This is a genomic window from Mesorhizobium sp. J18 (assembly GCF_007829525.1).
Classification (GTDB): Bacteria; Pseudomonadota; Alphaproteobacteria; order Rhizobiales; family Rhizobiaceae; genus VLJP01.
In genome coordinates this window covers 1-6,060 of record NZ_VLJP01000039.1, presented here as the reverse complement: position 1 = coordinate 6,060, position 6,060 = coordinate 1, and the positions used below count along the sequence as shown (strand labels likewise).

The following is a 6,060-nucleotide window of genomic DNA, read 5'->3' as shown; positions in this document are numbered from 1 at the left end:
CCACCGAGCCGATGCTGGAGCCGATGAAGCCGCCGGCGCCAGCGGCGCCGAGAACGAGTGTGGCCATGTCGGGGTCTCAGCGTTGCGGGAACAGGAAGGCGAAGGCGATGCGCCGCCGCCAGGATGGGGTGAGCGGTTCCTCGATCACGCCGAGCCGCTCATAGGCGTGGAGGAAGCTGTCCGGGCCCGTCAGGATCCCGACATGCTTGGCGATGGCGCGGGGCTTCATGCGGAAGAGCACTAGCGCGCCCGGACCTGCCTCGGCAGGCGGCGCCTCGATCATCATGCGTCGTGCGCCCTCGGCCAGCACCTCGCGCGGTCCGGTCTCGCCCCAGTCCCGGCTGTAGGGCGGGATCGGGAACGGCTCGGGGCCGACGACCTCGCGCCAGACGCCCCGGGCCAGCCCGAGGCAGTCGCAGCCGACGCCGCGCAGGCTTGCCTGGTCGTGGTACGGCGTGCCGAGCCAGGAGCGCGTAATGGCGATGACGCGCTTCGGATCGGCGTTCACAGCACGGACCCTTCGTGGCCGCCGTCCTTCGTGGCGTAGCGGAGAACGGCGTCCTGGCCGGGGATATGCGGGAAGCCTCGGAAGTTGGCGGTGTTGGCGAACTTCGCCCCGCAGGTCTCCATCCGCTTGTCGCAGCCCGCACGGATGGTGAAAGTGTCACTCTCGGCGATGGACCGCACCGGCGCCTCGAGCAGCGTCAGGATCGCAATGCCGTCGGTGACGTCATGGCCCAGCACCTCGGTGGGCCGTCCGGCGTTCGCACCGCTCGTCCAGTCCAGCGTGCCGAAGGTGAACCAGCCGGAGGCGAAACCGCCGAGGCCCGAGGCGGTGAAGGCCCGGTCGCGCAGCATGTCGATGACGGTGCCCGTGCCCTTGAAGGCCGGGTCCTCCAGATTGACGCCGCAGCGCGCATCGCCGAGCGCGGCATCGCAGGTCGCCTGGAACGTCCGCCCGACCGTCTGGCCCAGCACATGGGCGAGCGAACGGACCTCCGCGACGAAGGCCAGACGCCCACGCCGGATCTGGCCAATGGCGCCACGCCGCATCAACACGCGCTGGCCGGTGTCGGCCCAGTTCACGCGCCAGACCTCGACCTCGGCGTTGTCCCAGCGACCGTCGAGGATGTCGGTCTCGGTGATCCGGTCCGAGGTCAGCACCCCCTCGGCATCCTGCGCATCGACGGACAGGTCCGATCCCGAGCGGACCTCGGACGCCGTCAGCCCACTTTCCGGCTCGAAGTCGGTCCCGTCGAAGCTGAGCGTCCGGTCGTGATCCGTGAAACCGAAGGTGACGCCATCGGCCCGTGCGATCCGCCAGCACCAGGCGAGCGTCGTCGTGCCCTCGTCGAGATGGGCCTGCAGGACGGGATTTAGGGTCTTCATCGGCAGGTTCCCGTCATGCGGTCATCGAGATCAGCGATCCAGTTCGCCCAGTCCGGCGGCTCCTCCGCGACCGTCTCGGCGGGCGGCCGGGCGAGGCGCGCCTCGGCATAGGAGGCGCAGCCGGCGTCACCAGCGCCCATCGTTGCGGGGCAGCCGCTCAGCAGGATCGCCAGCGCCGCGGCCATCACTAACCGCGTCGCGGCCGCGCTCGACCTTTTCGATCGTCTCTTCCATCGCATCGCGTTCCGCCTCCCGTTTGCCAGCGTGCTCCCCTTCCACGCGCCCCCAGACCCGGCCGAGGATGACACCCCCGACGGCGCCCAGAGCCGCGACCAGCCAGACCAGGAGATCAGCCATCGTCCCGCTCCCCGCGCGCGGCGGCGACGCAGAGGGCGACGACGAAGACGCCGAGACAGCCGCCCACGACCACACCGGCGAAGAACTCAAGCATCGCCACGGAACCCGCGCTCGATCCGGTCACGCAGACCGATCAGGCCCAGACCGAGGAACATCAGCCCGGCCGGCGAGGCATCGCCCGAGCCGGCAAGCAGCGCGACGAGACGGGAGAGTTCCCCGAGCGGCCCAGTGGAAGGCAATGCGAGGGAGGCGATGCCGGTGAGCATGGCGAGCAGTCCCGCCCACCATGTGAGCGAGTTGGGGCGAACGTAGCGCATTGGATCAGGCCCTCCGGATCAGGGTGGAGAAGAAATCGACCAGCCGGGCGAGCCAGCCGGTCGGCGCGTCGGGTGCAGGGTCGAGGACCGGCGGCCTCGGCAGTGGCGACCGCCGCAGCAGCGCCAGCGCCTCATCCTCGGTCAGGCGACGGATCGGCCGCGAGAAGTCCACGCGTCCCGCGCGGTCCACGGACCAGACCGGGATCGTGCCGCCGGGATAGCGGCCGTGGCGGAACAGGTCGCGCTCGACTTCGCGGCGGGGAATGATCGAGGCCGGTCGCCGCCAGTTGAGAAACGCGTCGGCGGCTGCAACGCGATTTCCGGCATTGAGGTGCCGGGTCAGCGCGGCCTTCGCAATGCCGCCCGTGTTGTAGTGAAAGCTGACGAGCGCATCGAACTCGTGCGGCTCGAGCGGCGCCTTCACGGCGCGCAGGACGGCGGCCTCGTAGCGCACGAGGTCCGCCCGGAAGACCCGGAACGCCTCGCGGATCCCGGCGTCCAGATCAGCGGGCATACCGCGCGGCATGGTCGCCGGATCGGGCGGCCCGGCCGCGGCCGTGTGGCCGATGCCAAAGGTCCAGACCTGTTTCACATCGAGATAGGGTCCGGGCACGAGTCCTTCGTGCCGGACGAGGGCCAGCAGGCCCCGGTCGGTCATGTGCATGGGATTACCTCAGAAGCGAGAGGATCAGGATCAGTGCTGCGATGGCGAGGCCGATGCGCAGGCGATGGGCGAAGGCCTGCCGGGAGTCGGCAGGGTCGCAGCGGAAGGAGCGCGCGAGGCGGAGAAGTTCATTCATCGCCAGCGCCTTCGTTGGCGCGGCGCAGGCGGGCGAGCAGCATCTCGATGAAGGCCGGGCCGAAAACGCCGACGAGATAGGCCGCCGATCCTGCCGCCCCGCCCGCGGGGATCGCCTCGGGCGGAAGGCTGAGCCAGGCGGTGATCACGGCCATGGAGAGGCTGCCCATCCCGGCTGCGATCAGCCCGCCGAGCAGGATGTGCCGGAGCGCATCGCGCAGCCGCATCTTCGTGGTCAGCGCATTCGTCGCTCCGCCGAGCGCGCCCCAGGCAGCGAGGATCACGGCGGTCGAGGCCGCGAGCTCTCGCAGCACGGCTGCCATAAAGCTGCCGGTGTCGTTCATCGCCGGATCTCCAGAAGCGGAATGGAGGTGATCGAGCCGAGCCGCTCGAGGTCGAGCGTCACGTCGAGCGCGTCTGCGTCGAAGCGGACCGGCACGTCGAACTCGAAGCCCGCGGTGATCGCGACGCCAGCGCCCGGCGCGACGCTGAAGGTGACGACGCCGGTCGTGGTGTCGACTGACCAGCCGGAAAGTTGCTCGACCCCGCCGAGCCCGATGCGCACGGTGCCCGCCACCGGCTTCGCGATGGTACGCGTCCACGACTGCGCGCCCGAGACGTAGCGCTTCACCAGCTGGAAAGCGGTGGTCGTGCCATCCCCGGTGCCGATCGCCTGGTCTGTAGGCGATGGCGTGCCCGAAGGCAGGCAGGACTTGTGGTCGCCCCAGTCCTTGAAGCGGAAACCGTGCAGCCGTCCGTTGCGCGCCTCGAAGAAGGCGACCACGGCAGCGAGATCGTCAGCGCGGCGGATTCCGTAGGCGACGTCGTAGCGCCGACGGGAGTTCGCCCAGCTTGCGTTGCGCTCCTCGTCGCCCGAGGCAAGCTCGACGATCTGCGTGCGCCGCTCCGGCCCGCCGCGCGCGCCACGGCTGATGTCTTCCGGAAACCGGACCTCGTGGAAGGCCATCGCTCAGAGCCCCCTGCGCCCGAGTGAGACGGCGCGGGCAATATCCGCGGCCACCTGCGTCCGGGACTGCCGGAAGCTCTCGGCGTCGCGGGCCATGATGGTGACGTTGACGCCGCCCGAGCCGTAGGCCTGCGCCTCGCGACGCGAGAGCACCCGCTCGCCCCGCTGGAGGATCGCGGGCACCTCGTCGTGGCGAAGCCCGGCGACGCCGCCAGCATGCATCCTCGGCGCGCCGGCGAAGGCCATGGCCGGGACCATGCGCGAGGGTCCGGCCGATCCGACCATCCCGCCCGCATGCAGCACGCTGGCGAAGATCCCGCCCGCCCCGGAGAACACGCCGGAGAGCGCATTGGCGATCGGCCCGAGGATGAAGCGCCGCGCCGCGAGCTGGGCGAGATCGGCGAGCAGCGAGGTGACCAGGTCGCGGAAGTTCAGCTTGCCGGTCTTCACGAACTGGCCCACCGCGTTCTCGGCCGACTGGAAGGCGCCGACGAGGCTCTGGCCGATATCACCGCCGATCTCGCGCGCCTTGCTGGCGTAATCGGACAGCGCCGCTGTGACGGCCTGCCAGCCCGTGACGGCGGCCTCGGTCGCGGGCTCCGCTGCAGCGGCGGCGGCTCCGGCCGCAGCACCAGCACCCGTCGCGGCCCGTCCCGCATCGCCGAGCGCCATCTCCAGCCGCTCCGCCGCACCGGTGGCCTCGGTCAGCGCATCGGCACTGGCCTCGTCGGTGCCGCGCACGGCATCGCGCAGGGCCTGCCAGCTCTCCAGAGGGGCGCGCGCGCCGTCCGCAAGATCGCGCGCCGCGCCACGGTAGAGGTTCGCGGACTCGAGCGCCCGGTTCGCCGCCTCGGTCAGTCCGAGATCGGGCGCGGTGAGCGGGTTGTCCTCGAAGGCCCGGTCGAAGGCCGCCTGCGCCGCTGTCGTCGCGGCCGTCGCCGCCCCTTCGAAGCGGTTCTCGATCTCGCCGAGGTCGAGGTCGGGCACCAGCGATATGCGCCGCTCCGACCCGAGCGCTTCCAGCCCCTGGTTGATGCCGCCGATGAAGCTGTTGATGCGCGAGACCACGCCGTTCAGCATCGCCTCGACGCCGTCGACCAGGCTGTTCGCCGCCTGGAACGCCAGATCGCCGATGGCGGCGGGCAGCAGGCCCCAGATCGCCTTGATCGCCTCGTAGGCGCCTTCGAAAGTGTTCGCGGCGGTGTTGCCGAAACCGACGACGCTCTCGATGGCGCTCTGCATGCCCGACGCGGCATCGGCCTTCAGGTCGAAAAACATCGCCGTGGCGGCCGCGCCCGCCGACGTTGCGCCAATCCTGATCCTTTCCCAGACCTCGACGGCCAGGTCCTTCAGGAGCGACATCGCTTCGCCGAAGCCACCCGCACCGGAGACGAGACGGGTGAACTGGTAGACGAGCTCGCCCACGCCAACGATCAGAGCGCCGATGCCGGTGCGGATCAGCGCCCCGCGCAGGACGACGAGCGCGGTGGCAAACCCACGGACCGACAGCACGGCGGCGGCCAGCCCGGCGACCCAGCGGCCCGCGAGGAAGGTCGCGAAGGTCACGGCGTACGTGGTCAGGCGACCGATATTGTCGAAGAGGCCACGAATGGCGATGCCGAGGGGACCGGTGCGGCTGGCAATGGCGGCCATGGCGTTGGCAACTGCCTCGAGCGCGGGTGCCGCGGCGACGGCCAGCTGGTTCGACAGCCCGCGCCAGATCAGCCCGAGCCGGGAGATCGCGTCGTTGGTCCGCTCGATCTGGTCGGCATCCTGCTCCGACACGACAACGCCGAAGGCGAGCACGTCCTCCGTCGCCTGGCGCAGGGTCGCAGTGTCGATCCGCGACATGGCGATGGAGCCTTCCTCGCCGAAAAGCTGACCCGCGACCGCCGCACGCTCGGCGGCGGGCACGAAGCTTTCGATGGCGGCGTTGATCGCACCCACGCGCTGGTCCAGCGGCAGTGCGATCAGGTCGGTGGCGGAAAGGCCCAGCCGGTCAAGCGCGTCGGCGGCCGGGCCGCTCCCGGCGGCCGCCTGGCTGAGGCGGCGCGTCAGATCCTTGGTGGCCTGTTCGATGCCGGACATCGAAACGCCCGCCAGTTCGCCCGCGCGCTCCAGCGTCTGGATCGAGGCGACGGTGGTGCCGAGCGACTGAGCCAGCTTCGCCTGCGCATCGACCGTCTGCAGGCCGGACCGGATCATCGCCACACCAGCAGCGGCAGCGGCGG

The 6,060-nt window shown here is 70.7% G+C and carries 10 protein-coding genes; all 10 read right to left on the bottom strand.

Annotated features, from left to right (window positions below):
* Positions 1–76 precede the first annotated feature (76 nt).
* Positions 77–508 carry an NlpC/P60 family protein gene (locus tag L598_RS14520; RefSeq protein WP_144863614.1) on the bottom strand — a complete coding sequence of 144 codons (432 nt, stop codon included), beginning with the start codon at positions 506–508 and terminating at the stop codon, positions 77–79.
* Entirely contained in the window at positions 505–1,389 is an 885-nt protein-coding gene (locus L598_RS14515) for a DUF2163 domain-containing protein (protein ID WP_144863612.1), read from the bottom strand. The genes L598_RS14520 and L598_RS14515 overlap by 4 nt, the downstream gene beginning before the upstream one ends.
* Entirely contained in the window at positions 1,386–1,529 is a 144-nt protein-coding gene (locus tag L598_RS21465) for a hypothetical protein (protein WP_186445052.1), read from the bottom strand. The genes L598_RS14515 and L598_RS21465 overlap by 4 nt, the downstream gene beginning before the upstream one ends.
* Complete coding sequence (locus L598_RS14510) at positions 1,516–1,746, bottom strand: hypothetical protein (RefSeq protein WP_144863610.1); 231 nt, start codon at positions 1,744–1,746, stop codon at positions 1,516–1,518. The genes L598_RS21465 and L598_RS14510 overlap by 14 nt, the downstream gene beginning before the upstream one ends.
* Positions 1,747–1,832: 86 nt before the next feature.
* Complete coding sequence (locus tag L598_RS14500; RefSeq protein ID WP_115395219.1) at positions 1,833–2,063, bottom strand: hypothetical protein; 231 nt, start codon at positions 2,061–2,063, stop codon at positions 1,833–1,835.
* Between the two features lie 4 nt (positions 2,064–2,067).
* Positions 2,068–2,727: a lysozyme gene (locus L598_RS14495; protein WP_144863606.1), complete on the bottom strand. Its 660-nt coding sequence runs from the start codon at positions 2,725–2,727 to the stop codon at positions 2,068–2,070.
* A gap of 4 nt (positions 2,728–2,731) precedes the next feature.
* Complete coding sequence (locus L598_RS21920) at positions 2,732–2,863, bottom strand: hypothetical protein (RefSeq protein WP_281407399.1); 132 nt, start codon at positions 2,861–2,863, stop codon at positions 2,732–2,734.
* Positions 2,856–3,206, bottom strand: a complete 351-nt coding sequence (locus L598_RS14490; RefSeq protein WP_144863604.1) for a hypothetical protein — start codon at positions 3,204–3,206, stop codon at positions 2,856–2,858. The genes L598_RS21920 and L598_RS14490 overlap by 8 nt, the downstream gene beginning before the upstream one ends.
* Positions 3,203–3,829 (bottom strand): DUF2460 domain-containing protein, encoded by a 627-nt coding sequence (locus tag L598_RS14485; RefSeq protein ID WP_144863602.1) that lies wholly within the window; start codon positions 3,827–3,829, stop codon positions 3,203–3,205. The genes L598_RS14490 and L598_RS14485 overlap by 4 nt, the downstream gene beginning before the upstream one ends.
* 3 nt (positions 3,830–3,832) lie before the next feature.
* A partial coding sequence (locus L598_RS14480) for a phage tail tape measure C-terminal domain-containing protein (protein WP_144863600.1) occupies positions 3,833–6,060 on the bottom strand: 2,228 nt, incomplete at its 5' end.